This window comes from Stenotrophomonas sp. 109824_Sma (assembly GCF_056480025.1).
The window spans coordinates 1,522,236-1,545,953 of the sequence record NZ_CM151078.1 but is presented as its reverse complement, the minus strand read 5'-3'; the positions used below and the strand labels follow the sequence as shown (position 1 = coordinate 1,545,953).

The window sequence follows — 23,718 nt, the reverse complement described above, 5'->3', positions numbered from 1 at the left end:
ACGATGGCGGGCATGTCATTGCCCGCCTCCGCTTCCGCCCCTGCCTCGGCCAACCCCGCCTGCGTCATCAACTGCGTCCACTACGATGACGAGGGCAAACGCCACGACATCAGCCTGGATGCCATCAGCGATGTCATTGCCAGTGGCAACGGCTTCGTCTGGGTCGGTCTGTACGACCCCAACGACGATGTGCTGCTGAAACTGCAGGAAGAATTCTGCCTGCACGACCTGGCCATCGAGGACGCGCGCAACGCGCACCAGCGTCCCAAGGTCGAGACCTACGGCAATTCGCTGTTCGTGGTGGTAACCACCGCACAGATGGTCGACGAACGCATCCAGTACGGCGAAACCCACGCCTTTCTCGGCCCGCGCTTCCTGGTGACGGTGCGCCACGGCGCGTCGCTGTCCTACGCGCCGGTACGTGCACGGGTGGAGCGCGAGCCGCAGTTGCTGAAGATGGGCCCGTCGTACTGCCTGTACGCGGTGACCGACTTCGTGGTCGACAACTACCTGCCCATCGTGCACCGCTTCCGCGACACCCTGGACCTGCTGGAAAAGGACATCTTCGCCGACAACTACAAGCGCAGCACGGTGGTGCGGCTGTACGAGCTCAAGCGCGAACTGAACAAGATGCGGATGGCGGTGGCGCCGCTGCAGGATGTGCTGGCGCAGCTGCGCCGTTACCAGGGCGACCTGATTCCCGATGAAGTGAAGCTCTACGTGCGCGACGTGCACGACCATGCGGTACGCATCAGCGATGTGATCGACACCCTGCGCGAGATGCTGGGCACCGCACTGAGCGTGAACCTGTCGCTGGTGACGCTGGCGCAGGGCGAGACGGTCAAGCGCCTGGGTGCATGGGCCGCACTGCTGGCGGCGCCGACGCTGATCACCAGCTGGTACGGCATGAACTTCAGCCACATGCCCGAGCTGAGCGAGCCGTGGTCCTACCCGCTGATGATCATCGGCGTGGGCGGTGTGTGCGTGGGGCTGTACCGGTTGTTCAAGCGCGCGAAGTGGTTGTGAGGGGTATCGACCAACGGACGATACCCACCGGACCGGTAGGCCACGACCGTTGGTCGTGGCACATGACCCGCCTTGGGTAGTGCCGGCGGCTGGCCGGCAACCAGGCAATGCCGGCCAGCGGCCGGCACTACCGTTCGGAATCAAGCCACGTAGACGGTCTTGATGTTCATGAACTCATGGATGCCGTGGTCGGCCAGCTCCCGACCAAAGCCGGACTGCTTGCTGCCACCGAACGGCAGCCGCGCGTCGCTCTTGACGATGGCGTTGACGAACGCGGCACCGCATTCCATGCGCTGGGCGAAACGTTCGCCGCGCACCGGATCGCGCGTCCACACGCTGCCGCCCAGGCCGAAGCGGGTGTCATTGGCCACGCGCAGTGCCTCGGCCTCATCCTTGACCCGGATCACCGCAGCGACAGGTCCGAACAGCTCCTCGTCGTAGGCCGGCATGCCCGGGCCGACCTGATCGAGCACGGTCGCCGGATAGCCCGCGTGCGTGCCGGCAATGGGCTCGCCACCAACCAGAATGCGCGCGCCCTTGGCCACGCTGCCCTGCACCTGTTTGTGCAGCTCATCGCGCAGGTCCGCACGTGCCATCGGCGCCAGCGTGGTGCCACGTTCATTGGGATCGCCGTACTGACGCTCACCCGCGGCTTCAACGAAGCGCCGGGTGAACTCATCGGCCACCGCATCGACCACGATGAAGCGCTTGGCCGCGATGCAGGTCTGCCCGCTGTTGTCGAAGCGCGACTTCACCGCCGCCGCCACGGTCTTGTCGAGGTCGGCATCGTCGAGCACCACGAAGGCATCGCTGCCGCCCAGCTCCATCACCGATTTCTTCAGCTGGCCGCCGGCATTGGAAGCGATCGAGCGCCCTGCCCGCTCGCTGCCGGTCAGTGTCACCGCCTTCACCCGTGTGTCGCGCAGCACCTCGGCGGCCTGCTCGTTGTCGATGTGCAACACGTCGAACACGCCGTCGGGCAGGCCGCCATCACGGCACACCGCCAGGATCAGGTCGGCGCACTGCGGCACGTTGCTGGCGTGCTTGAGCAGGGCCACGTTGCCGGCCATGAACGCCGGCGCGAGGAAACGGAACACCTGCCAGATCGGGAAATTCCACGGCATCACCGCGAACACACAGCCGATCGGCTCGTAGCGCACATAGCTGCGCTGTGCTTCGGTATCGATCAGCTGCGGCTTCAGGTAGTCGGCAGCATGGTCGGCGTAGTACTCGCAGGCGGCCGCGCACTTGTCGACCTCGGCCAGCGCTTCGGCCTTGAGCTTGCCCATCTCATGGGTCATCGCCTGCTGCAGATCGTCACGGCGCGTGCGTAGTTGCGCGGCGATCCGGCGCAGGATGGCACCGCGATCCTGCAACGAGTGATCAGCCCAGCCGGGGAAGGCATCGGCAGCGGCCTGCAGGCGCTGCTCGATGTCGGCAGCACCCATCAGTTCATGGCGGTAGGTCACCAGGCCGGTGGCCGGGTCGACGATCTCGACGGTCATGGGGGATCTCCATCTGGAAGATCCCCATTGTGCGCGGTTGCCCGTGAGCCGGATGTTGCCGGCACTGTCGACAGGCCGTGTGCTCAGCCGTTTTCCTGCCGCGCCAGCTGAAGGTCGCGCTGGCGTCGCTTCTCGGCGCGGGCATTGATGTACCAGCCGATCACCGCGGCGATCGATACCGCCGACACCAGCAGCGTGGCCAGCGCATTGATCTTCGGGCTGATGCCCATGCGCACCGAGGCGAACACCTTCATCGGCAGCGTGGTCGAGCCCGGCGTGGCAACGAAGCTGGCCACCACCACGTCATCCAGCGACAGGGTGAACGCCAGCAGCCAGCCCGCCACCAGCGCCGGTGCGATGATCGGCAGGGTGATGCGGCCGAACACAGTCAACCGGCTGGCGCCCAGGTCCATCGCCGCCTCTTCCAGCGACAGGTCCATTTCCTGCAGCCGCGAGGACACCACCACGGTGACGAAGCACAGGGTGAAGGTGACGTGGGCGATCCAGATGGTGGTCAGGCCACGCGCCGGGAAGCCGGGAATCGCGCCCATCGAGGCCAGCAGCGCCATCAGCGAGAAGCCCAGGATCACATCTGGCATCACCAGCGGCGCGGTCACCAGCGCGCCGAACAGCGGCTTGCCACGGAAGCGCTTGAAGCGCGTCATCACCATCGCCGCCAGCGTGCCCAGCACGGTGGCCGTGCAGGCAGTCCAGAACGCCACCACCAGGCTGGTCCACATCGCATCCATCAGCGCGCGGTCGGCGAACAGGTCGCTGTAGGCACGGGTGGAGAACCCGGCCCAGACCATCGCCAGCCGCGAGCTGTTGAACGAATAGAACATCAACAGCAGGATCGGCAGGTACAGGAAGGCGAAGCCGAGCAGCAGCACGCCCAGCCCCAGGCCCTTGGCGGTACGCGGGCTCATGCCTGCTTCCCTTCCAGCAGGCGCTGCTGGGAACGGTTGAACAGCAGGATCGGCACCAGCAGCAACAGGATCATCGCCACCGCCATCGCCGAGGCGCCCGGCCAGTTGCGGTTGTTGAAGAACTCGTTCCACAGCTGGCGGCCCACCATCAGCGTCTCCGAGCCACCCAGCATTTCCGGGATCACGAATTCACCAATGGCCGGAATCATCACCAGCATGCAACCGGCGATGATGCCGGCCTTGGACAACGGCAGGGTGATGCGCAGGAACGCCTGCCACGGCTTGGCACCAAGGTCGTAGGCGGCTTCCAGCAGGCGGTGGTCATGCTTGACCAGGTTGGCGTACAGCGGCAGCACCATGAACGGCAGATAGCAGTAGACGATGCCGATATAGGCGGCGGTCGGGGTATCGATCAGCTGCAGCTTGGGCAGGCCCATGCTGGTCATCAGCGTCTGCAGGCCGGTGAACTGCAGGAACTGGTCGAGCAGGCCGTTGCGGTCCAGGATCGCCTTCCATGCATACACGCGGATCAGGAACGAGGTCCACGATGGCAGCACCACCAGCATCATCGCGACGTTGCGCGCGGCCGGCGACAGGCGGGCGATGGCATAGGCCATCGGGTAGCCGATCAGCAGGGTCAGGAAGGTCGAGATCGCCGCGATCTTGATCGAGCTCAGGAACGCCTGCGCATAGATCGAATCGCGGAACAGCGCCAGGTAGTTCTCCAGGTTCAGCTTCAGCGAGAAGCCGCCGTCGGCGTACTGCAGCAGCCAGGTGTACGGCGGCGAGCCGACCCGGCTGAGCGAGAAGCTGATCATCAGCACGATCAGGAACGGCACTGCGAAGAACAGCAGCAGCCACAGGTACGGAATGCCGATCACCGTGGCACGCAGCCCCGGCAGCCAGCGCTTCAGGCCGGCGACGCTCATGAGGTCAGCACCACGCCGTCGTTGTCGCGCCAGTGCACCCATACGCTGTCGCCCCAGGTCAGGCCATCGCTGGCCCAGCGCTGCGAGTTGGCGAAGTTGGCCAGCACCTTGGCGCCGCTGGGCAGGCGCACGTGGTAGACCGAGTGGCTGCCGAAGTAGGCAATGTCCTCGATCACGCCCTGCGCCTTGTTGGTATGCCCTTCCGGCTCGTCCTTGCCGATCATCACCTTCTCCGGGCGCAGCGCGAACGCGACCGGCTGCCCTTCATAGCCGGTGATGCCATGGGCGATGTAGATCGGCGCCGGGAACAGCGGCGAGCGTACGGTCACGTACTCCGGCAGGTCCTCGTCGATCACCCCGTCGAACAGGTTGACCGAACCGATGAACTCGGCGACGAAGCGGTTGGCCGGCTGCTCGTAGACCTCATCCGGCTTGCCGACCTGCTGGATCCAGCCGGCATCCATCACCGCGATGCGGGTGGCCATGGTCATCGCTTCTTCCTGGTCGTGGGTGACCATCACGCAGGTCACGCCCGACGACTCGATGATGCTGACCAGTTCCAGCTGCATCTGCGAGCGCAGCTTCTTGTCCAGCGCGCCCATCGGCTCGTCCAGCAGCAGCAGCTTCGGCCCCTTGGCCAGCGACCGCGCCAGCGCCACGCGCTGCTGCTGGCCGCCGGACAGCTGGTGTGGCTTTCGCTTGCCCAGGTGGCCCATCTGCACCAGCTCCAGCATCTCGCCGACGCGCTTGCTGATCGCGTCCTTGCCCAGGCCATCCTGCTTCAGGCCGAAGGCGATGTTCTGCTCGACCGTCATGTGCGGGAACAGGGCGTAGGACTGGAACATCATGTTGACCGGCCGCTGGTACGGCGGCAGCGCGTCCAGGCGCTGGCCATCGAGGGTGATGCTGCCCTTGGTAGGCGTCTCGAAGCCGCCCAGGCAGCGCAGCAGGGTCGACTTGCCACTGCCGGAGCCACCGAGCAGGGCAAAGATCTCGCCCTTGCGCACGTCCAGGTTGACGTCGTCGACGGCGACGAAACCGTCGAATTCCTTGCGCAGGTCACGAATGGAGAGATAGCCGGGCGCACCGGTCGTTTCGACGACGGCGGCTACCGGCTGGGCTTCAACGGGCATGGGGGCTCCGGGAGCGGGCGGTGGACAGCGGCCGCCATTCTACCGGCCGGGGGCCGATGGGGATATGACGGCAACGGGTGGCACCCACCGGGCCAGGGGGATCTGCAGATCTGGTGGGGGCCGACCGTTGGTCGGCCCTGCCGGAAAAGCATGCCGACCAACGGTCGGCACCCACCTGCCAGCCAGCCCTTAGCGCCCGGTCTTCACCTCGGTCCACAGCCGGGTGTAGAGCTTGTCGGTCTCCGGCGTGTTGATCGAATAGGTGAACATCTTCTCGGCCACGTCGGCCGGCGGGTAGATGGTCGGGTCGGTACGGATCGCCTCATCCACCAGCGGGGTCGCGGTCGGCACCGGGTTGGCGTAATGGATGAAGTTGGTGTTGGCTGCGGCAACCTTCGGCTGCAGCAGGTAGTTGATGAAGGCGTAGGCCGCCTCCGGATGCTTGGCATCCTTCGGGATCGCCAGCATGTCGAACCACTGCGGTGCGCCTTCCTTCGGAATCGAATAGGCCACGTGCACGCCATTGCTGGCTTCCTCGGCGCGGTCGCGGGCCTGGATGATGTCACCCGACCAGCCGACCACCAGGCAGGTACCGCCGTTGGCCAGCGAACCCACGTACTGCGAGGAGTGGAAGTTCTGCACGTACGGGCGGATCGACTTCAGCAGGTCGGCGGCCTTCTGCAGCTCGGCCGGGTCGCCACTGTGCGGGTCCAGACCCAGGTAATGCAGTGCGATCGGGATCATGTCCGCCGGCGTGTCCAGGATGGTCACGCCGCAGTCCTTCATCTTGCTGATGTTCTCCGGCTTGAACACCAGGTCCCAGCTGTTGGCGATGTCGGCGCTGCCGCCGAAGCGCTGCTTCAGCATGTCCACGTTGTAGCCGATGCCGGTGGTGCCGATCATGTACGGCACGCCGTACTGGTTGCCCGGGTCCTGGGTGGCGATGCGCTTCATCACCGCCGGATCGAGGTTGGCCAGGTTCGGGATCTTGCTCTTGTCCAGCGGCAGGAACACGCCGGCCTGGATCTGGCGGCCGAAGAAGTTCAGGGTCGGCACCACCACGTCATAGCCGCTGTTGCCGGCCAGCAGCTTGGTCTCGACCATCTCATCGCTGTCGAACACATCGTAGGTCACCTTGATCCCGCTCTCCTTCTCGAAGGTCGGAATGGTGTCCTCGGCGATGTAATCGCTGTAGTTGTAGACGTTCAGGACCTGGCTGTCCTGCGCGCCGCCGTTGCCACCGCTGCAGGCGGCGAGCATGGCGGAGGCCAGGCCGAGCGTGAGGATACGCAGCTTCATCGGGTGCTCCAGAATGCGGGAAGGGGGGCCGGCGGGGCCGGCGACGGGTGCCAGCCTACCCCCCGGCGGCGGATTTTTCTATTCCGGATGCTCAGACGTTCAGCAGCAGGAACTCGCGCTCCCACGAGCTGATGACGCGGAAAAAGGTCTCGTATTCCTTGCGCTTGACCGAGATGTAGGCCCGGCAGAAGCGCTCACCCAGCAGGGCCTGCAGCTCGCTGCACTGCTCCAGCCCGTCCAGCGCCTCGCCCAGCGAGCGCGGCAGGTTGTACCCCAGCTCTTTGGCACTGCCGGTCACCGGCGCATCCGGCGCCAGCCGCTCACGGATGCCGAGCAGGCCGCAGGCCAGGGTCGCGGCCATCGCCAGGTAGGGATTGGCATCGGACCCGGCGAAACGGCTCTCCACGCGCATGTTCTCCGGCGTATCCAGCGGCACGCGCAGGCCGCAAGTGCGGTTGTCGAAGCCCCAGTGGACGTTGCTCGGCGAGACTTCGCCGAACACCAGCCGGCGGTAGGAGTTCACGTTCGGCGCGAAGAACGCCATCGCCTGCGGTGCGTACTTCTGCAGGCCGCCCAGGTAGTGGCCGAACACCGGGCTGAACTCGCCCTCGGCATCGGTCTCGCCGGCGAACACGTTGCTGCCATCGCTCACCCGCACCAGGCTCTGGTGGATGTGCATGGCACTGCCCGGTTCGTTCTCCATCGGCTTGGCCAGGAACGTGGCATAGACACCGTGGCGCATCGCCGCCTCGCGCATGGTGCGCTTGAACAGGAACACCTGGTCGGCCAGGTCCATCGCATCGGCGTGGGTGAAGTTGACTTCCAGCTGGGCCGCGCCGGATTCGTGGATCAGGGTGTCCACGTCCAGCTTCATCGCATCGGCATAGTCGTACATCAGGTCGAGGATCGGGTCGAACTCGTTGACCGCATCGATGGAGTACGACTGCCGCGCGGTTTCCGGGCGCCCGGAGCGGCCGGCCGGTGGCAGCAGCGGGAAGTCCGGGTCGGTGTTCTTCTGCACCAGGAAGAACTCCAGCTCCGGCGCCACCACCGGACGCAGGCCCAGTTCGGCATAGGCCGCCAGCACGCGGCGCAGCACGTTGCGCGGTGCCAGCTCATGCGGCTCGCCGTTCTTGGTGTAGCAATCGTGGATGACCTGCGCGGTGGCGTCGGCCGCCCACGGCACCATCCGCACCGTATCCGGATCGGGGCGCAGCATCATGTCCGAGTCCGACGGCGAGGTCAGCTCGTAGTAGTCATCGGGAAACTCGCCGGTGACGGTGGTGGCGAAGATGCCTTCGGGCAGCCGCGTACCGTAGTCATGCGAGAACTTGTCGGCGGGAATGATCTTGCCGCGCGCGTTGCCGGTGATGTCCGGCACCAGGCATTCCACCTCGGTGATGCGCCGCTCCTTCAGCCAGCGCAGCAGCGTGCTTTCCTGCGGTGCGGGGGGCGTGGCCGTCTTGCGCGGGCGCGTTCGGGAACTCATCGGGAATCCAGTCGGTTCTGTTGGTGCTGCCGGCAAGCTTGGCCGAACGCACGGAAAATAGCGTGATAGAACGGCGCCTGCATGACACGCCACTCCGGGTGCCACTGTACGCCGAGCACGAAACCATGGTGCAGGCTGCGTGCCGCTTCGACCAGCCCATCGTCGGCCACGGCTTCCACCCGCAGCCCCTGCGCCAGGCGGGCGATACCCTGCCCGTGCACCGAATTGACCTGCGCGCGGCCACTGCCGTGCCACTGCGCCAGCCAGCCATCGGCGGCCAGGGTCACCGCATGGGCCGGCCCATACTGCACTTCCACCGGCGCCTGCGGGTCTTCGCGATGGTCGGCCAGGCCGGGCACCGCATGCACCTGCGGATGCAGGCTGCCACCCAGCGCGACGTTCAATTCCTGGAAACCGCGGCAGATCGCCAGCACCGGCAGATCCAGTGCCAGTGCCTCGTGCAGCAACGCAAAGGCATTGGCATCCCGGGCCGGGTCATGCGGATTGCCTGGCCAGCTGCGGCCACCTTCGTAGTGCTGCGGTTCGATATTGCTGACCGCACCGGTCAGCAGCAGGCCATCCAGCCCCTTCAGCCAGTTACCGGCCGGCAGCGGTGGCTGCAGGCTGGGCAACACCACCGGGGTCACCTCGGCCGCCTCGGCCAGCGCGCGCACGTACTTCTCGCCGGCCATCGCGAAACGGTGATGGCCGAGCACGGTGCTGTCGGTGGGCAGGCCCACCCAGGGCAGGCGGCGCATGGGAAAACTCCTTGGCGTATGGACACGTTACCCGTCGGCCAAAGAACGCGGCAAGTCATCACCGTCACGCCATGGCCGTCACGCATCGGCGAAACTACGCGGGTGAACACCGATCACCCTCCCCCACTCCGACCATCTGCTCAGCAAGCGCGAGGCCAGCAGTGAGCGCCGCCTTCCCGCCCAGCTGGTACGCCGCCAGTCTCCCCGAGCCGGCCGCGCTGCCCCCTTTGCAGGGAGATGTGCAGGCCGATGTGGCGGTGCTCGGCGCCGGCTACACCGGCCTGACAGCCGCGCTGGAACTGGCCGCCCGTGGCCAGCGCGTGGTGCTGCTGGAAGCGCAGCGGATCGGCTGGGGCGCATCCGGCCGCAACGGCGGGCAGGCGCTGGTCGGCTATGGCTGCGAGGTGGACGAGCTGGAGCGCCAGCTCGGCCGTGAAGACGCGCGCCATCTGTTCGACTGGTCGCGCGATGCGGTGCAGGCCATGCGTACGCGCATCGACCGCCATGGCATCGACTGCCATTGGGTGGAAGGCCATGCCAGCGTCGCCATCCGCGAACGCCATGAGCGCGACCTGCGTGCCAACTGCGAGCACCTGCAGCGCCACTACGACTACCCCATGCAGTGGTGGGACCGCAATGCACTGCGCGCGCAGCTGGACAGCCCGCGCTACCGCGCCGCAATGTTCGATCCGCTCAGCGCGCACCTGCACCCGCTGGCCTACGCGCGCGGGCTGGCCAATGCAGCGCGCGCGGCCGGCGTGGTGATCCATGAGAACTCCGCGGTGACCCGCGTGCAGCGCGGACCGCAGCCTGCCCTGCACACCGCACAGGGCAGCGTGCGCGCCGTGCATCTGGTGGTCGCCGGCAACGCCTGGCTGCAGGGCCTGCTGCCCGAGCTGGAGCGGTGCATCATGCCGGTCGGCACCTATATCGGCGCCAGCGCGCCGCTCGGCGCCGAGCGTGCCCGTGCCCTGATCGGCAACAACATGGCCGTGGCCGACACCGCTTGGGCACTGGACTACTTCCGCCTCAGCCACGACCACCGGCTGCTGTTCGGCGGCCGCGCCAGCTATTCGGCGCTGCCGCCGCCCGGTCTGCGCGGGGTGATGCAGCGGCGCATGCATGAGGTATTTCCGCAGTTGGCTGACGTGGCGCTGGACCAGGTCTGGGGCGGCTATGTGGACATTACCCGCAACCGTGCCCCGCACTGGGGCCGGCTGGACGGCAACCTGTACTTCGCGCAGGGGTTCTCCGGCCATGGGGTGGCCGCCGCCGGACTGGCCGGCGAGGTGATTGCCGCTGCCATCGCCGGGCAGAGCGAGCGCCTGGACGTGTTCCAGCGCCTGCGCCATGCGCCCTTCCCCGGCGGCCGGCTGCTGCGCACGCCGCTGCTGGTGGCGGCGATGTCCTGGTACAAGTTGCGGGATGCGTTGTGGTAGCCGAAGCCTTCCCGCCCCCATGACTTGATCCATGGCCGCTCTTTGTTTGCATAATCGGCCCAGGAGCTGGGGGAGCACGTGGATGCAGTGGTGGAAGGACGGCCTGCTGGTGAGGATACGGGTCAGCCCCGAGGGGCTGGCACTGGCGCTGGTCTATGCCCTCGCCTGCTGGGCTGCGCGCAAGCTGTCGCTGGACCAGTTCTTCCTACCTGCTGGCGTGCGGGTGGCCGCCCTGCTGCTGTGTCCGCCCCGTCTTTGGCCCTACCTGCTGATCGGTGAATACGCCTACTTCGCGCATCTGCGCATCCCCCTGATCAGCAAATACAACCTGACCTGGGTGATCCTCGCCTCGGTGTTCCTGATGCCTGCCGTAATGCTGATCGTGCGCCTGCACCGCAAGCTGCTGGCGCGCACCACGATCGTCGGCGTGATTTCCATTGCGATATGCGCCGCGCTGGTCATCAGCCTGCTCAACCTGGGAATTTCCTACCTGCTCTGGGAACCGTTGCGTGAAGCGTCATTCATCACCAACGTGTTGCGTTATGCACTGGGCGACTTCACCGGCATCCTCATCCTGGCGCCACTCGCACTGCTCTGGATCCGTCGCGCCGAGGAACAATGGATGCCCCGGTCCGTTGCTGCCGTGGCAGGAGCACTCGGAGCCATGCTGGTCATTGGCCTGCAGGCGACGCCGGTACCTGCGTCGATCACGGCCCCGGGCTCCCTGCAGCTGTTGTTGATCCTGCCTATTCCCGCGATCGCCCTGACCTGCCTCCTGGGATGGCGTGGAGCGGCCATCGGCGTCGCTGCCATGAACATGATCCTTGGCTTGAGTACCCCTTCGGACCACCCCGCGTCATTCGATCAGGCGACCTTCGCCACACAACAGGCCATGACCATCGCCAGCATCGCCCTGCTGCTGCTGGGCGCACGCATCACCCACTTCCAAAACCAGCATCGGTTGCGCGAGGAAGATGGCCGGGCAGCCCTGCAGCTTGCGCGGAATTCACACCTGGCCAGCGAGATGGACCTGCGTGAACGGGCGGCGCACCTGCGCCAGCTGGGCGATGGCATGGACCTGTCACTGAACGAGATGGTGAACTGGTTGCATGCGCAGGGGCATCACGCCGTGGCCGATAGCCTGCGACATACGTCGGAGGTGCATTCGCGCCTGTTCAGGGCCCAGGCCAGCATGATCTATCCCGCTGCGCTGGAACGACTGGGCCTGTACGTGGCACTGCAGGCAGGTGGGGTGCGCGAGGCGTGGGGCAATACCCACCGAGTCAATCAACCCTGGTTGATGGGCGATCCCTGCGCCCTCAGTCCCGGCTTGCAGTTGGCGGCCTACCGCTCGATCGTCGAGGCGATATCCATCCTGCTTGGCAACGAATCCGGCCAGCTCACTGTGCGGGCGCGCTGCGGCCGCCTTGGCACACAGCAAGGCATCTTGCTCGTTGCGGCCACGCTCAATCCACGCCAACGTCTTTCGCAGGCGACAATGGCCATGGTCACAGATCAGTTGACCGGCCGCGTGCTCGCATACCGCGGCACGATTCAATGCCGGAGCAATCGCGCCCGGATACACCTCATCGAGACGGTAGGCACTCCCCATACCGAGTCCCGCCCCGTTCGTGAAGCCCACCGGGACAGTTCGCTCGGCCCGATTGTCCCTCCCTCACGGACCTGACCCCCGGAGCAGAAAACTGAGATGGACTTCACAGCCGCTTGGTGACTTCCAACGGAGGCGTCTTCACAGCTGATGAGCGTGCGCCTGGCGTCCCCCAACATGCAAGATTGCACCCATCGGCATCAACAGATACTGTCGAGGCTGAAGGACGCATTCGGTGTCGCCGGGACTGCGATGGCGCGGGACGAGCAAGGGAGGCTTGAGTTTGAGTTGGTTGAAGAGTGGATTTGAACTGAGCTTCCGTATCCGACCGGTCGGCCTCGCTCTTGCTGTGCTGTATGCCGTCGCCTGCTGGGGGGCGCGTCACTTCTCCGTCGATCAGTTCTTTCTGCCTGCCGGCATCCGTGTGGCCGCTCTGCTGCTGTGTCCGCCACGGCTGTGGCCATACCTTATCCTGGGTGAGTACGCGTACTTCGCACAGTTGCGCTATCCCATGATCGATGAGTACGGGATGAGCTGGGTGATCCTCGGCTCGGCATGCCTGATGCCGGCTGTCGCTTTGATCGTCCATCTCCACCGCAAGGCGATGGGATCCACCAGCGAGAGCTGGCTGCTCTCCGTCGCGGCGTCGGCTGCACTGATCGCCAGCGCCCTCAAGCTCGGCCTTTCCCACGCGCTTTGGCCGGTCCCGCCGTCCATGCCGTTCTACACCAATGCAGCACTCTTTGTGCTGGGTGACTACATCGCCATCTTGACCGTGGCACCCCTTGCCTTGCTGTGGATCCGTCGTCATGCCGGCTACGACTGGTCAGCCTGGCGGATGCGGCCCACGATAGTGGCGCTCTGCGCATTGTGTGCGCTCAGCATCCTCATCGCCACGGTCGGCGCGCGCGATGACTCTGCACGGGCGATCCTGCAGTTGCTGATGACATTACCCGTGATTGCACTGACATGCCTTCATGGCTGGCGCGGTGCGGCTGTAGGCGTACCACTGATGAACATGATTCTCAGCGTGACCATGCCCAGCACCGGCCTGCCGGGGTCGTTCGACCAGACGACCTTCTTCACGCAACAGATCATCGCGATCACGGGCACTACCCTGCTGGCCCTAGGTTCCCGTATCACCCATCAGTACCATCAGTTCACACCAGCCCAGGTGCAGGAGCCGCAGACGACCATGCTCTCGCGTTCGGCTCATCTTGCCAGTGAAATGGACCTGCGCGAGCGGGCCCTCGGCCTGCGCAGGGTTGCCGACGAGATTGAAGCAGCCCTCGACGAAACGCTGAAGCTGCTCAGGACTCACGGCCAGGAAGGGCCGGCAATCGACCTGCTGCGGACATTTTCCTCACGCTCGCGCAAGTTCCGCGAGCTGACCAGCATGGTCTATCCCACCGAGCTCGAACACGCGGGGCTCTATGTTGCCCTTCGGGCAGGAGGCTTGAGCGAAGCCTGGGAAGACAGCCATCGCGTGGTCCGCCCGGTACTTCAGGGCGACCCCTGCCAGCTGGGCATAGGACTGCAACTTGCGGCCTATCGTGTCCTGGCCGAATCCGTGTCTCTGCTGCTCAAGGAAGAACGGGGCCAGATCCAGCTCCGAGCCCGCTGCGGACGCTCGGGACGACACAAGGGGATCCTGATCACGGTGGCGATGCTCGACCGCAGGAGCACATTGGCGTCCGCAACCGTCAGTCTGGCAATTGACCGTCTATCTGCACGTACACAGGCCTACTCAGGCTCAGTCGACTGCCTGGGCAACCGGATCCGGATAGTCATGCGGGATGCTCCCCGGGAGATGCTGGGCGACAGCGTGCAGCCACAGGCAGTTGCGCCGATTGATATGCCGGCCAAGTACTGATTCGCAGCACCGCCAGTACACATCATCGAGGCGGTAGGAAACGGTAACCTGCGACGGCTCCAGGCCGCCGCAGGCATCCTGTCTGCCAACCCGGGTCTTTCACTTTCCGCTGGCGGCAGGCTCTACGGACCAGATTGCCCCCTGACCTTCCCCATGGACGGCCAACGAGAAGTCCGATGCCTGGAATACCAGACGCCTGCGCGCCGTCGCCGGCACCGCCAACCGCTGCGACGGCAACGAGACGCGGACCGCCGCATTTCCTGCAGGCAGGGTCCAGAACGTGGAATCGATATTGCCGATGATCAGGACCACCTGGCCCACGGAATCATTGACCTGGTAGTACGTCACACCATCGCGCTGGAAGGCATAGACGAACCAGGCCGGATCCAAACTCGAATTGACAGCAACAGGCTGGCTTTCGCCCAGGCCGGCGTTTGCCGTCTGAACACCATTGCCTCCGGTCGTGCAGCAGGAGGCTGAAGCCAGCATAGGCAGGGACAACAGGACTGCAGTAGTCGCCGCAACGGAAAATCGGGAAAATCTCACAGGCATCTCCATGGTTGGATTGAAGTACTGCATCCAGGCGCTCCGCGTTGACCTCGGTCGAAGGGCGAAACACCACTTCCTGACCGGATGGAATCGTCCACAGAAACAGTCAAAGCCCAGATATCCGCAGCATACCGGTGCTCCCATGGGGGTGCCATCGCAGGCGTCGTGGCCAGTGTTCCCGAGGGAAGTGCCCACCGGGCCGTTGCACCGCTTGGCATCTGCCGATACCTTCGCGCTGGTCAAGTCATGCAGCGGCGGGACGATGAGTCTCAACTGAGCCGGGGGTCAACAGTGAGCTGGTGGAAGGATGGAATCCAGATAGACGTCCGCCTGCGTCCCACAGGCTTCTTCATAGCCGTCGTTTATGCCGTTGCCTGCCTTGTCACCCGGCAGATGTCGCTTGACCAGTTCTACCTGCCTGCAGGCGTGCGGATTGCCGCACTTCTGCTGACGCCCCCGCGCCTGTGGCCGTATCTACTACTAGGCGAATATGCCTACTTCGCGCAGATTCGCGTGCCGATGGCGACAACTCATGGGCTGGCCTGGGTCATTCTGGGCTCGATTGGCCTGATGCCCGTGGCAATGCTGATCGTGCATTTCCATCGCAGGCATATCCCTACCGCGGGCGGACTATGGCTGCTCTCCCTGTCGTTCTCCGCAGGCATTGCAGTCAGTCTGCTGAACATGGGACTTGCGCGTCTGCTGTGGCCAGGCCCAGACCCGGAAATGATGCTCGAGCGGGTGGGACGTACTCTGCTAGGCCAAACCACCGGCATCCTTACGCTTGCACCACTGGCACTGCTCTGGCTGCGACGTCACTCCGAACCAGCATGGAGCACCCGCTTCGTTGCTTTCACCGCCACAGCCATCGCACTGATCATGGCGCTTGGATTGGCAATGAAGCTGACACCGGCTGCGGCCAACACCACCCGCGAGCAACTCGTCCTGATGGCTTCGCTCCCGGCAATCTCACTTGCCTTCCTGCATGGTTGGCGCGGCGCGGCAATCGCAGTGCCGCTACTGAATCTGATCGTGCTCGCATCTACACCAAGCACTGGACTACCCGCTTCGTTTGATCTGGGAGCCTTCTCCACGCAGCAGAGCCTTTGCGTAATAAGCGTCGCGCTGCTCGCATTGGGATCTGGTATCAGCCACTACCAACGCAAGTACCAGGAGCATGAAGATAGTGGCCGGAACACGGTAGAACTGGCGCGCGCCTCACACCTGGCCGGTGAGCAGGCGCTGCGTTCACGGGCACTGGAGCTGAAATCAATCGGCGACGGCATGGATATGTCGGTGCAAGGTGTCGTTGACTGGCTCAAGACGCATGGTCACCACGATATCGCCGCAGATCTGGTTCAGACATCTGCAACGCATTCATGGCAATTCCGCCAACAGGCCAGCATGGTCTACCCAACTGCAATTGAGCAGATCGGGCTTTACCTCAGCTTGCAAGCCAGCGGCGTACGGGACGGTTGGGACTCCACCGGCCGCATGAGTCGACCACAATTCTCCGGCGACCCCTGCCAGTTGAGCGTGGGCCTGCAACTATCAGCCTTTCGCCTGCTGATCGATGCAGTGCCGGTGATGCTGAGTCATGAGCCGGGGCAGATGCACCTCCAGGCGCGTTGCGGCAGGCTCGGCCAGCGTCGCGGCATCATGTTGAACATCGCACTGTTGGATCGCGGCCGTCCATTGGCGTCGGCCACCGAAGCTGCACTGATTGATCGGCTCAGCGGTCGCCTGATTGCCTACGACGGCGTGCTGCAATGTCGTCGCCATCGAATCACGGTCATACTCAGCGAATCCCTGCCGTCCCTGCCCGTGGGTGACAGCGCGCGACGCTCCGAGTTCGCCTAGCTCCAACCTCCCCGGCGTGGCGTGCGCCGTTCGGTGCATTGGCCTAAAGTTGCGCCCGAAACCGCCGCTATCCGTGCCGAGCCCTCCCTCGTGAGCCACCGCATCATGCCCGTCCTGCCGCAGGCCGCCGTCGATGGCGACCTGGCCGATCCGCTGCCGCAGCGGATCCTGCTGGTCGAAAACTCCCGTGCCTTCACCGGCATGCTGCGCGAGGCCATCGAGCAGCGCCTGGAACTGCCGGTGGTGATCGCCTCCACCCTGGCCGAGGCCGATCGCCTGCTGAGCGAGGATGGGGGCTGGTTCCTGGTACTGACCGGGCTGGTGCTGGCCGATGGCGACCGCGATGCGGTGGTTGAGTTCTTCCTCAAGCGCGGCCTGCCCACCGTGGTGGTCAGCAGCGTCTACGACGAGGACCTGCGCAAGCGCGTGCTGCAGCAGCAGATCATCGACTACGTGCTGAAGAATACCCCGGGCAGCATCGACTACCTGGTATGGCTGGTGCAGCGACTGGAGCGCAACCGCCGCATCGCAGCGCTGGTGGTGGACGACTCGCCGTCCGCGCGCGGCTATGCCGCTGCCCTGCTGCGCATGTACGGCCACGAGGTGCACGAGGCCGCTGACGGCAACGAGGGCCTGGCCGCGATCGAGGCGCATCCTGCGATCCGCCTGGCGGTGGTCGACCAGGAAATGCCCGGCATGCAGGGCGTGGAGTTCACCCGACGCCTGCGCACCCTGCGCTCGCGCGACAAGGTGGCGGTGATCGGCATTTCCGGCAACACCGACGCCTCGCTGATCCCACGCTTCCTGAAGAACGGCGCCAACGACTTCCTGCGCAAGCCATTCTCGCGCGAGGAGTTCTTCTGCCGCGTCTCGCAGAACGTCGACCAGCTGGAACTGATCGGCACCCTGCAGGACCTGGCCACCCGCGATTTCCTCACCGGCCTGCCCAACCGTCGCTGCTTCCTGGAACAGAGCCAGCGCCAGCTGCCGCAGCTGCAGCTGCACGGCCAATGCGTAGCGGTGGCGATGATCGACATCGACCACTTCAAGCACATCAATGATACCTACGGCCACGAGGCCGGCGACGACGCGCTGCGTGCGGTCGCCGGTGCGGTGGCCGCGCACGCCCGCAGCCAGGACCTGATCGCACGCTTCGGTGGCGAGGAGTTCTGCCTGCTGGTGCCGGACATGGAACAGGACGAGGCACTGCAGTACTTCGAGGAACTGCGCCAGCGTATTGCCGCGCTGGAAGTGGACATCGGCACCGCCACCCTGCGCATGACGGTCAGCATCGGCCTGTGCTGCCTGCGCCCGCAGCGCGATGCACTGCATCGGCTGATCTCCGAGGCCGACCGCCAGCTGTACCTGGCCAAGGCCGGCGGTCGCAACCGGGTCAGCTGCACCACGGTGGCCAGCCCGCTGCGTCCACGCGAGCCTGCGCTGACCTGACCGGCTCGCTTTGATCCAGATCAACGCCGTCCCCGCACCGCAGCCCTACAGTCGACCCCGACATACGCATGAAGGGGAGCCGGGGATGGCACTACTGGTCTGGCAGGACGATCTGAACATCGGCATCGATGTGATCGATCAACAACACCGCCGCATCATCGAGATGCTCAACCACCTGCACGTGGCCCAGGCCAGCATGCAGCGTACGGCGGTCGGCGAAGTGATCGATGAAGTGGTCGACTACACCATGTCGCACTTCGCGTTCGAGGAAGAGCTGATGGAGGAAGCCGGCTATCCGTTCTGTGCCGCGCACAAGCGCGTGCATGAGGTCTTCATCAAGCGGGTATCGGAGTACCGCATGCGCTTCCAGGCCGGCGAGGACATCAGCGACGAGCTGCGCACCATGCTCTCGCGCTGGCTGTTCAACCACATCCGCGGCGATGACCAGGCCTACGCCGAACAGGTCAAGGCGCACCTGAACCAGTTCGCCCGCGAACACCAGGGCGGCGGCTGGCTGGGGCGCACGCTCAAGCGCTTCTTTGGCTGAGCCGCAGCGCGCGCCGGTGCAATGCCACCAGCGCGCACAGGGTCGCTGCCGCAGTCAGGCACAGGTAGTAGCCGACCGCGACCAGGCCGAAGCGTTCGGCCAGCCAGGTGGCCAGGTAAGGCGCCGGTGCCGCCCCCAGGATGCCGGCCAGGTTGAATGACAGCGAGGCGCCGGTGTAGCGCACTTCCACCGGGTAGATCTCGGCCAGGAAGGTGCCGCAGGGGCCGTAGGTCAGCCCCATCAGGAACAGGCCCAGGCACAGGAACGCCGTGACCAGCCAGGGGCTGTGCGGCTGGAACAGCGGTGCGAACAGCACGCCGAAACCAATGATCAGCACGCTGGCCACGATCATCGTGCGACGCGTGCCCCAGCGGTCGCCATAGCGCGCCGACAACGGGATGCCCAGCGCGAAGAACAGCATGCCGGCCATCTGCATCAGCAGGAACTGCTCGCGGCTGTAGCCCAGCACGGCGGTGCCATGGCCGAGGCTGAACACGGTCATCAGGTAGAACAGCACGAAGGTGGCGAACGCACCCAGCGTGCCCAGCAGCATCGGCACCGGGTGGTCACGCAGCACCGTCAGCATCGGCAACCGCACCGGCGCCTTGCGTTCCAGCGCCTTCTTGAAGTCGGGGGTCTCGTGGATGTTCAGCCGCACCCACAGGCCGAGGCCGACCAGCAGCGCGCTGGCCACGAACGGGATGCGCCAGCCCCACTGCAGGAAATCAGCCTGGCTCAGGCAGCGGCCCAGCACCAGGAAGATGCCGGCTGACAGCAGGAAGCCGAGCGGCGCACCCAGCTGCGGGAACATGCCGTACCAGGCGCGCTTGCCCGGCGGTGCATTCTCGGTGGCCAGCAGCACCGCCCCGCCCCACTCACCGCCCAGCCCCAGGCCCTGGCCGAAACGGCACAGCGCCAGCAGCGCGGGGGCCCACAGGCCAATCTGCGCGTGAGTCGGCAGCAAACCGATCAGCACCGTGGACAGGCCCATGGTCAGCAACGCGGCGACCAGGGTGGCCTTGCGGCCGATGCGGTCACCGAAGTGGCCGAACACCGCCGAGCCGACCGGGCGTGCGATGAACGCCACCGCGAAGGTCGCCAGTGACTGCAGCAGGGCCGCCTGTTCGCTGCTGTCCGGGAAGAACAGGTGCGGGAACACCAGCACCGCGGCCGTGGCGTAGATGTAGAAATCGAAGAATTCGATGGTGGTGCCGATCAGGCTGGCCAGCAGGACACGGCGGGGAGAATTCACGGGCGGTGCGGCAGCGGTGATCGTCGACATCGGCAACACGGGTAACGGCGGATCGCCCGATTCTGCCACGGGCCGGTGGCCGCACGGGACGATGGTTTCAGCCGACACCGATGCCAACGAGGGAGGCAGGCGCCATTCTTCTGTAGCGTCGAGCAGCCGCGTCGTTACAGCTGGATCCAGGTGGCCTTGATCTCGCTGTACTTGTCGAACGCATGCAGTGACTTGTCCCGCCCGTTGCCGGACTGCTTGTAACCACCGAACGGTGCAGTCATGTCGCCGCCATCCCAGCCGTTCACCCATACGCTACCCGCGCGCAGTTGGCGTGCGACGCGATGGGCACGGCTCAGATCGCGCGTCCAAAGACCGGCGGCCAGTCCGTAGCGGCTGTCGTTGGCCAGGCGCACCGCTTCGGTTTCGTCGTCGAAGCCCAGCACCGCCAGCACCGGCCCGAACACTTCCTCGCGCGCCAGTGCCTGGTCGGGGCTCACCTGATCGAACACGGTGGGCTGCACATAGCAACCGCCTGCCTCGACGTCGGCACGATGACCGCCCAGCAGCAAGCGGGCGCCCTCGCTTTCGGCGCGTGCGATATCCCCCATCACCTTGTCCAGATGCGCGGCATCCACCAGCGCACCCATCGGTGCGTCGGCGTCAAGCGGGTGGTGTGGCTGCATGTGCTGGCCGTAGGCAACCACCTGGTGCACGAAATCTTCGCGGATCGAGCGCTGTACCAGCAACCGCGAACCGGCGGTACAGACTTCGCCCTGGTTGAAGAAAATGCCCTGCGCCACGCCCTTGGCCGCCGCATCGAGGTCGGGGGCGTCGGCGAACACCACGTGCGGGCTCTTGCCGCCACACTCCAGCCAGACCCGCTTGAGGTTGGACCGGCCGGAATACTCCAGCAGCCTGGCGCCGGTGGCCGTGGAGCCGGTGAAGGCCAGCACATCCACATCCATGTGCAGAGCCAGCGGTTCACCGACGCGCGCGCCATGGCCCGGCAGCACGTTCAGCACGCCCTCCGGCAGCCCGGCCTCGGCGGCCAGCGCCGCCAGCCGCAGCGCACTCAGGGGCGAGCGCTCGGAAGGCTTGAGCACCACCGAGTTGCCCATCGCCAGCGCCGGCGCGATCTTCCAGCAGGCCATCAGCAACGGGAAATTCCACGGCACGATGGCCGCCACCACGCCCGCCGCCTCGCGGGTGACCAGTCCCAGTTCGTGCGGACCGGTGGGCGCGACCTCGCCATACAGCTTGTCCACGGCCTCGGCCGTCCAGCGCAGGCAGCGCACCACGCCCGGCAGGTCGATGCGGCGCGCGTCACGCACCGGCTTGCCCATGTCCAGGGTTTCCAACAAGGCCAGTTCATCGGCGTGCGTTTCCACCAGTGTGGCCAGCGCCAGCAGTACGCGCTTGCGGTGGGCCGGACTGGCCTGTGACCAGTGCCCCGCCTCGAAGCTGCGCCGCGCGGCCAGTACCGCACGCTCCACGTCCTGCGCGTCGCAGTCGGCAACCGTCCCCAGCACACGTCCGTCGATCGGGCTGATGCAGTCGAAACGGGCGCCGCTGGCGGCGTCGGCGTAACGGCCGTCGATGAAGGCCTGGCCGGGTATCGACAGCTGGAGGGCCAGCGCCTGCCAGTGGCTGCGGTCGGGGAAATTGGCCATGGGAAGCTCCAACATTCAACAAGCCTTGGTTATACCGGGGACGCCGCGACTCCGCCGTGACGCGGCTGCGCTACATTCGTCGCATCGGACCCGATGGAGCTGGCATGAAGCGTCCCGAAAGCGACCTGCACGAGCTGGCCACCCAGCGCCCTGAGTCACTGGACGCGTACTGGATGCCGTTCACCGCCAACCGCCAGTACAAGGCCGCCCCGCGCATGCTGGTACGCGCCGAAGGCATGCATTACGAAGATGTCGACGGCCGCCAGATCCTCGATGGCACCGCCGGCCTGTGGTGCTGCAACGCCGGCCACGCGCGACCGCGCATCGTCGAGGCCATCGTCGAGCAGGCACGCACCCTCGACTACTCGCCGGCCTTCCAGATGGGCTCGCCGCCGGCCTTCGCGCTGGCGCAGCGGCTGGCCGCGCTGGCACCTGCCCCGCTCAACCATGTGTTCTTCACCAGCTCCGGGTCCGAGGCGGTGGATACCGCGATGAAGATCGCGCTGGCCTATCACCGCCAGCGTGGCGAGGGCCAGCGCACCCGCTTCATCAGCCGCGAAAAGGCCTACCACGGGGTCGGTTTCGGCGGCATGGCGCTGGGCGGACTGCCCAACAACCGCAAAGCGTTCGGCCTGCAGCTGGGCGGCGTCGACTACCTGCGGCATACCCTGGACCTGCAGCGCAATGCGTTCAGCAGGGGCCTGCCACGCCAGGGCGCGGAGCTGGCCGACGACCTGGAACGGCTGATCGCGCTGCACGATGCCTCGACGATCGCCGCCGTGTTCGTTGAACCCATCGCCGGTTCGGCCGGAGTGATCCTGCCCGCGCCGGGCTACCTGCAGCGCCTGCGCGAACTCTGCGACCACCACGGCATCCTGCTGGTGTTCGACGAGGTCATCACCGGCTTCGGCCGGGTCGGCATGCCCTTCGCCGCGCAGCGCTTCGGGGTCACTCCGGACCTGCTAACCTTCGCCAAGGCGGTCAGCAACGGCGCGGTACCGCTGGGTGGCGTGCTGGCCAGCGACGCCGTGCATGCACCCCTGATGCAGGCACCGCCACAGGCCATCGAGCTGTTCCATGGCTATACCTATTCGGGGCACCCGCTGGCCTGTGCAGCGGCGCTGGCCACACTGGAGGTCTATGCCGAGGAGCGCCTGTTCGAACGTGCCATCGAACTGGGTGAGTACTGGCAGGAACGGCTGCATGCGCTGCAGGGCCTGCCCAACGTGATCGACATCCGCAACTTCGGGCTGGTCGGCGCGGTCGAGCTGGCGCCGCGCCGCGATACCCCCGGCAGCCGTGGCTATGAGGTGTTCCGGCGCTGCTTCCAGGACGGCCGGCTGCTGGTGCGCTGTACCGGCGACATCATTGCGTTGTCGCCGCCACTGATCGTGGACAAGGCGCAGATCGACCAGATCACCGGCACCCTGGGCGAGATGATCCGGGCCACCGCCTGAGCCCGGGCCGGGGGTGGCGAGCGGGTACAATGGGCGGTTCCGCTCCTGCTCGCTGCCGTGCCCATGGATATCGTCGTCAAAGAAGAACTCAAGGCCTACATCGACCCGCTGACCGCGGACGAACATGACGCGCTGGAGCGCAGCATCCTGGCCGAAGGCTGCCGCGATGCGCTGGTGCTGTGGGGCGATGTGCTGGTCGACGGCCACAACCGCTTCGGCATCTGCCAGAAGCATGGCCTGCCCTTCAACACCGTGCAGAACACCCGCTTCCAGAGCATGGAAGACGTGCACCTGTGGATGATCGAACAGCACCTGGGCCGCCGCAGCGTGTCCGACTTCCAGCGCGGCGTGCTGGCGCTGCGCAAGCGCGACATCCTGGCCGCCCGCAAGCAGGTCGAGCAGGCGCAACTGCAGCGCGAGAGCGACGGCACCGCCGAGGCCGTCGAGGACGCGGGTGAGGACAGCCCGCCGTGGGAACCGGCACCGAAGATCAGCCGCGCCGAGCTGGCCCGCGAGGCCAAGCTGAGCACCAGCCAGGTCGGCATGATCGAACGCATCCACGCCCAGGCCGCGGCCGAGGTGGTGGAAGCAGTGAAGGCCGGCATGATCTCGATCAGCGCCGCCGCCGCCGTGGCCGACCTGCCGGAAGACGAACAGCGCGCCGCTGCCGCCGGCGGCAAGGACGAGCTGAAGCAGGCCGCCAAGCGCGTGCGCGAATCCAAGCGCAAGCCGCGCGCACCGAAGCCTGAACCGGCCGAGATGGATTTCGAGGAGGCGGATGAGGACGAGATCGCCAGCCGCGATGCCGAAGTGCTGTCCGCACTGGAACAGCTGGGCGAGGATGCACCGGCCCTGCGCCGTCGCGTGGTCGCCCTGACCCGCGAGAACGACACCCTGCGCGCGCAGCTGGCTGCGTTGCGCAAGCAGCTCGAAGCGCTCTGAACCCGCGGGTAGTGC

At 65.9% G+C, this 23,718-nt stretch carries 19 protein-coding genes; 9 read left to right on the top strand and 10 right to left on the bottom strand.

Translation table 11 applies throughout. The features are described from left to right. Positions 1–3 precede the first annotated feature (3 nt). Positions 4–1,026, top strand: a complete 1,023-nt coding sequence (locus tag ACZK1G_RS07130; protein ID WP_101765219.1) for a magnesium and cobalt transport protein CorA — start codon at positions 4–6, stop codon at positions 1,024–1,026. A 140-nt stretch (positions 1,027–1,166) separates the two neighbouring features. Here ACZK1G_RS07130 and ACZK1G_RS07125 read toward each other — a convergent pair whose 3' ends face one another. The 7 genes from ACZK1G_RS07125 to ACZK1G_RS07095 form a co-directional block, all read right to left on the bottom strand. Next, the gene (locus ACZK1G_RS07125) at positions 1,167–2,531 is read right to left on the bottom strand and encodes an NAD-dependent succinate-semialdehyde dehydrogenase (RefSeq protein ID WP_101765218.1); all 1,365 of its coding nucleotides are present in this window, start codon (positions 2,529–2,531) and stop codon (positions 1,167–1,169) included. 83 nt (positions 2,532–2,614) lie between these two features. Then, positions 2,615–3,457 carry an ABC transporter permease subunit gene (locus ACZK1G_RS07120; protein WP_049446123.1) on the bottom strand — a complete coding sequence of 281 codons (843 nt, stop codon included), beginning with the start codon at positions 3,455–3,457 and terminating at the stop codon, positions 2,615–2,617. Continuing rightward, on the bottom strand, positions 3,454–4,386 hold the full coding sequence (locus ACZK1G_RS07115) for an ABC transporter permease subunit (protein ID WP_049399899.1): 933 nt from the start codon (positions 4,384–4,386) through the stop codon (positions 3,454–3,456). Before ACZK1G_RS07115 ends, ACZK1G_RS07120 begins: the two co-directional genes overlap by 4 nt. Beyond that, entirely contained in the window at positions 4,383–5,519 is a 1,137-nt protein-coding gene (locus ACZK1G_RS07110; RefSeq protein ID WP_101765217.1) for an ABC transporter ATP-binding protein, read from the bottom strand. Before ACZK1G_RS07110 ends, ACZK1G_RS07115 begins: the two co-directional genes overlap by 4 nt. 189 nt (positions 5,520–5,708) lie before the next feature. Next, a complete protein-coding gene (locus ACZK1G_RS07105; protein ID WP_014036578.1) occupies positions 5,709–6,818 on the bottom strand; it encodes a polyamine ABC transporter substrate-binding protein in 1,110 nt (369 codons plus the stop codon). A 91-nt stretch (positions 6,819–6,909) separates the two neighbouring features. Beyond that, positions 6,910–8,307 carry a glutamine synthetase family protein gene (locus ACZK1G_RS07100; RefSeq protein ID WP_014036577.1) on the bottom strand — a complete coding sequence of 466 codons (1,398 nt, stop codon included), beginning with the start codon at positions 8,305–8,307 and terminating at the stop codon, positions 6,910–6,912. Continuing rightward, the gene (locus ACZK1G_RS07095; protein WP_101765216.1) at positions 8,304–9,065 is read right to left on the bottom strand and encodes a gamma-glutamyl-gamma-aminobutyrate hydrolase family protein; all 762 of its coding nucleotides are present in this window, start codon (positions 9,063–9,065) and stop codon (positions 8,304–8,306) included. Before ACZK1G_RS07095 ends, ACZK1G_RS07100 begins: the two co-directional genes overlap by 4 nt. 161 nt (positions 9,066–9,226) lie before the next feature. Between ACZK1G_RS07095 and ACZK1G_RS07090 the strand changes: the two genes are divergently transcribed. From ACZK1G_RS07090 to ACZK1G_RS07080, 3 genes are all read left to right on the top strand, one after another. Continuing rightward, a complete protein-coding gene (locus tag ACZK1G_RS07090; RefSeq protein ID WP_101765215.1) occupies positions 9,227–10,504 on the top strand; it encodes an NAD(P)/FAD-dependent oxidoreductase in 1,278 nt (425 codons plus the stop codon). An 82-nt stretch (positions 10,505–10,586) separates the two neighbouring features. Then, positions 10,587–12,191: an MASE1 domain-containing protein gene (locus tag ACZK1G_RS07085; RefSeq protein ID WP_101765214.1), complete on the top strand. Its 1,605-nt coding sequence runs from the start codon at positions 10,587–10,589 to the stop codon at positions 12,189–12,191. A gap of 157 nt (positions 12,192–12,348) precedes the next feature. Beyond that, positions 12,349–13,986, top strand: a complete 1,638-nt coding sequence (locus ACZK1G_RS07080) for an MASE1 domain-containing protein (RefSeq protein WP_233490845.1) — start codon at positions 12,349–12,351, stop codon at positions 13,984–13,986. Between the two features lie 99 nt (positions 13,987–14,085). Here ACZK1G_RS07080 and ACZK1G_RS07075 read toward each other — a convergent pair whose 3' ends face one another. Further along, on the bottom strand, positions 14,086–14,565 hold the full coding sequence (locus ACZK1G_RS07075) for a hypothetical protein (RefSeq protein WP_049446137.1): 480 nt from the start codon (positions 14,563–14,565) through the stop codon (positions 14,086–14,088). Positions 14,566–14,826: 261 nt separating this feature from the next. On the opposite strand from ACZK1G_RS07075, the gene ACZK1G_RS07070 reads away from it, so the two are divergent. From ACZK1G_RS07070 to ACZK1G_RS07060, 3 genes are all read left to right on the top strand, one after another. Further along, positions 14,827–16,395: an MASE1 domain-containing protein gene (locus tag ACZK1G_RS07070; protein ID WP_101766388.1), complete on the top strand. Its 1,569-nt coding sequence runs from the start codon at positions 14,827–14,829 to the stop codon at positions 16,393–16,395. A gap of 105 nt (positions 16,396–16,500) precedes the next feature. After that, positions 16,501–17,844 (top strand): diguanylate cyclase, encoded by a 1,344-nt coding sequence (locus ACZK1G_RS07065; protein WP_049446466.1) that lies wholly within the window; start codon positions 16,501–16,503, stop codon positions 17,842–17,844. An 85-nt stretch (positions 17,845–17,929) separates the two neighbouring features. Beyond that, complete coding sequence (locus ACZK1G_RS07060) at positions 17,930–18,391, top strand: bacteriohemerythrin (RefSeq protein WP_049446143.1); 462 nt, start codon at positions 17,930–17,932, stop codon at positions 18,389–18,391. Here the strand turns inward: ACZK1G_RS07060 and ACZK1G_RS07055 are convergent. Together ACZK1G_RS07055 and ACZK1G_RS07050 are read right to left on the bottom strand one after the other, a co-directional pair. Further along, positions 18,372–19,673: an MFS transporter gene (locus tag ACZK1G_RS07055; RefSeq protein WP_049446145.1), complete on the bottom strand. Its 1,302-nt coding sequence runs from the start codon at positions 19,671–19,673 to the stop codon at positions 18,372–18,374. The genes ACZK1G_RS07060 and ACZK1G_RS07055 overlap by 20 nt on opposite strands. A 134-nt stretch (positions 19,674–19,807) precedes the next feature. After that, entirely contained in the window at positions 19,808–21,304 is a 1,497-nt protein-coding gene (locus ACZK1G_RS07050; RefSeq protein WP_197622147.1) for an aldehyde dehydrogenase, read from the bottom strand. 104 nt (positions 21,305–21,408) lie between these two features. On the opposite strand from ACZK1G_RS07050, the gene aptA reads away from it, so the two are divergent. Beyond that, the gene (gene aptA, locus ACZK1G_RS07045) at positions 21,409–22,761 is read left to right on the top strand and encodes an omega-aminotransferase AptA (RefSeq protein ID WP_101765212.1); all 1,353 of its coding nucleotides are present in this window, start codon (positions 21,409–21,411) and stop codon (positions 22,759–22,761) included. Positions 22,762–22,824: 63 nt separating this feature from the next. Beyond that, positions 22,825–23,703 (top strand): ParB N-terminal domain-containing protein, encoded by an 879-nt coding sequence (locus ACZK1G_RS07040; RefSeq protein ID WP_049446152.1) that lies wholly within the window; start codon positions 22,825–22,827, stop codon positions 23,701–23,703. The last annotated feature ends 15 nt before the right edge of the window (positions 23,704–23,718 follow it).

Bases quoted from the DNA above. Each gene is read 5' to 3' on its own strand.
- ACZK1G_RS07130 (WP_101765219.1), top strand. From the start codon at position 4: ATGGCGGGCATGTCATTGCCCGCCTCCGCTTCCGCCCCTGCCTCGGCC.
- ACZK1G_RS07125 (WP_101765218.1), bottom strand. From the start codon at position 2,531: ATGACCGTCGAGATCGTCGACCCGGCCACCGGCCTGGTGACCTACCGC.
- ACZK1G_RS07120 (WP_049446123.1), bottom strand. From the start codon at position 3,457: ATGAGCCCGCGTACCGCCAAGGGCCTGGGGCTGGGCGTGCTGCTGCTC.
- ACZK1G_RS07115 (WP_049399899.1), bottom strand. From the start codon at position 4,386: ATGAGCGTCGCCGGCCTGAAGCGCTGGCTGCCGGGGCTGCGTGCCACG.
- ACZK1G_RS07110 (WP_101765217.1), bottom strand. From the start codon at position 5,519: ATGCCCGTTGAAGCCCAGCCGGTAGCCGCCGTCGTCGAAACGACCGGT.
- ACZK1G_RS07105 (WP_014036578.1), bottom strand. From the start codon at position 6,818: ATGAAGCTGCGTATCCTCACGCTCGGCCTGGCCTCCGCCATGCTCGCC.
- ACZK1G_RS07100 (WP_014036577.1), bottom strand. From the start codon at position 8,307: ATGAGTTCCCGAACGCGCCCGCGCAAGACGGCCACGCCCCCCGCACCG.
- ACZK1G_RS07095 (WP_101765216.1), bottom strand. From the start codon at position 9,065: ATGCGCCGCCTGCCCTGGGTGGGCCTGCCCACCGACAGCACCGTGCTC.
- ACZK1G_RS07085 (WP_101765214.1), top strand. From the start codon at position 10,587: ATGCAGTGGTGGAAGGACGGCCTGCTGGTGAGGATACGGGTCAGCCCC.
- ACZK1G_RS07075 (WP_049446137.1), bottom strand. From the start codon at position 14,565: ATGCAGTACTTCAATCCAACCATGGAGATGCCTGTGAGATTTTCCCGA.
- ACZK1G_RS07065 (WP_049446466.1), top strand. From the start codon at position 16,501: ATGCCCGTCCTGCCGCAGGCCGCCGTCGATGGCGACCTGGCCGATCCG.
- ACZK1G_RS07060 (WP_049446143.1), top strand. From the start codon at position 17,930: ATGGCACTACTGGTCTGGCAGGACGATCTGAACATCGGCATCGATGTG.
- ACZK1G_RS07055 (WP_049446145.1), bottom strand. From the start codon at position 19,673: ATGTCGACGATCACCGCTGCCGCACCGCCCGTGAATTCTCCCCGCCGT.
- ACZK1G_RS07050 (WP_197622147.1), bottom strand. From the start codon at position 21,304: ATGGCCAATTTCCCCGACCGCAGCCACTGGCAGGCGCTGGCCCTCCAG.
- aptA (WP_101765212.1), top strand. From the start codon at position 21,409: ATGAAGCGTCCCGAAAGCGACCTGCACGAGCTGGCCACCCAGCGCCCT.
- ACZK1G_RS07040 (WP_049446152.1), top strand. From the start codon at position 22,825: ATGGATATCGTCGTCAAAGAAGAACTCAAGGCCTACATCGACCCGCTG.